The sequence below is a fragment of the Desulfotruncus arcticus DSM 17038 genome, assembly GCF_900113335.1.
In the GTDB taxonomy this organism is placed as follows: domain Bacteria; phylum Bacillota; class Desulfotomaculia; order Desulfotomaculales; family Desulfallaceae; genus Desulfotruncus; species Desulfotruncus arcticus.
This window is the reverse complement of sequence record NZ_FOOX01000052.1, coordinates 1-1,739: the sequence shown is the minus strand read 5'-3', so window position 1 is coordinate 1,739 and position 1,739 is coordinate 1. Positions and strand designations below refer to the sequence as shown.

At 34.6% G+C, this 1,739-nt stretch carries 1 protein-coding gene, 1 pseudogene and 1 CRISPR repeat array; the gene and the pseudogene both read left to right on the top strand.

All coding sequences use genetic code 11. The features are described from left to right. Positions 1 to 4: 4 nt before the first annotated feature. Positions 5 to 367: direct repeats of the CRISPR family, unit length 30 nt; unit sequence CATTTAATCTAACCATCGTGGAATGTAAAT. A gap of 467 nt (positions 368 to 834) precedes the next feature. Next, positions 835 to 1,380 carry an Rv1289 family protein gene (locus tag BM056_RS25485; protein ID WP_092476347.1) on the top strand — a complete coding sequence of 182 codons (546 nt, stop codon included), beginning with the start codon at positions 835 to 837 and terminating at the stop codon, positions 1,378 to 1,380. A 123-nt stretch (positions 1,381 to 1,503) separates the two neighbouring features. Further along, a pseudogene (locus BM056_RS26690) lies at positions 1,504 to 1,739 on the top strand (hypothetical protein); the annotation flags it as partial.

Here is a 1,739-nt window from a genome sequence, read left to right as displayed (position 1 = left end):
AACCCATTTAATCTAACCATCGTGGAATGTAAATTAGTCCAGTGGTACCTGGGTAGTAAAAAAGCCTATGACATTTAATCTAACCATCGTGGAATGTAAATCTTTTGCTTCGCCTTAGCACAGAGAGAATATTTTCAGCATTTAATCTAACCATCGTGGAATGTAAATCGCAAATTTTCAACTCTCTTATGGAAAGCTGCATATGCATTTAATCTAACCATCGTGGAATGTAAATTTTGTAAGGGCAGCTTCAATCAGATAGCCGTCTACCCATTTAATCTAACCATCGTGGAATGTAAATAGGATTAGCGAGGTGCGGTTTAATTACATTAACTTCCATTTAATCTAACCATCGTGGAATGTAAATCGCTTTTCAATCTCGCTAAGTAGTTGGTCAAGGGGGTTACTTAACCGGACCCCCCTCAAATCACGCCCCCCGAACACATTTTCCTGCATACACCCTGTGACACCCACACCCCACAACAACCCACACCCTAAAATTTGTTAATAAAAATTCCATTATGCCAGTAATAGCATCAGTAGAACAAATCACAACAATACTATATACGGCAAATTCAGCATTACATCACATAACCATAAAATTACATATACCTCCCCCAAATTACCCCCGGCATACTTCCAAACAATACCATAACAAAACCCTGTAAAATTTATGCCATTCGTTAATTACCATGCCAGCAACCAAAGCCATGACCAACCACAACAAATCTTAAATGGATTCTTTTTTTAGAAATAAAAAGGTTTTGTTAGCGGATGTGGCAAATTATACTCAATGCTACTGATTAAACTATTAATATAAGGAGGTAAGAATTAGTGGACTATTTAGCAAGGTTAATTATTGATTCATACGATTTACTCGAATCAAAACCTATGGTGTCATTGGCTTTAGCCTGTATAGCTATAGATGCATCTTTAAAAAAATATAACAAATTATTAAATCCGGCAGATAAAGGTGTTGGAGAAAGATATAAACTTTTTTTAAGAAATCATATGCCAATTATTTTAAGTACCGGAAATATTAAAATTATTGCAAAGGGCGAAGTAAAGATTGGCAATAAAACATTGCAGGAAATAATATATAAACGCATCAGATGTTCTTTGCTGCATGATGGTTATATTGATGATTCAATTAGATTGGGGGAAGAGATCGGAAGGGAAGGGCAAATAATGTTTCTTCCTTATTCCATCGTTGAAGGCTTGATTCTTTCAGTAGTTTTATCAGATGCCAATAAGGATATAAAGTCTAAGGAATCATGTAAGGTATTGATATTAGATAAGGTATATCATTTAAAAGATGTTTGGGGAAGAAATGATATATTTTATAATGAGCTTCAGAAATTGACGAACGGAAAATATTAATATGCATACTTGTAAAAAGCTTAGATGCCCTTTATACCTAACTCAACTTTCCCACTTGCAAAATAACCTTAATCCCAACATTTAAGCGGCCTTGCTGGAAAATAAAATAGCCCTTGACAATCATTGAGAAAAAATAGAAAAGACACCAATCCTTTTGGTAAAATGGAATTGCCAAAAACCAAAATTACCAGACCAAGGAAGGTGTCCATGATCATGATAATAAAAAACGCAGGGGTTAAGCAACTGCCAAAAAGTCTCCAATCTACGTTTTTAGAATTAAAAATATCAAATTACTTACGTAAAGCTGGCATAGTTAAAGGATTGGGATTCTCTTGTCTAACAGTTTTTTGTTTGGTTTT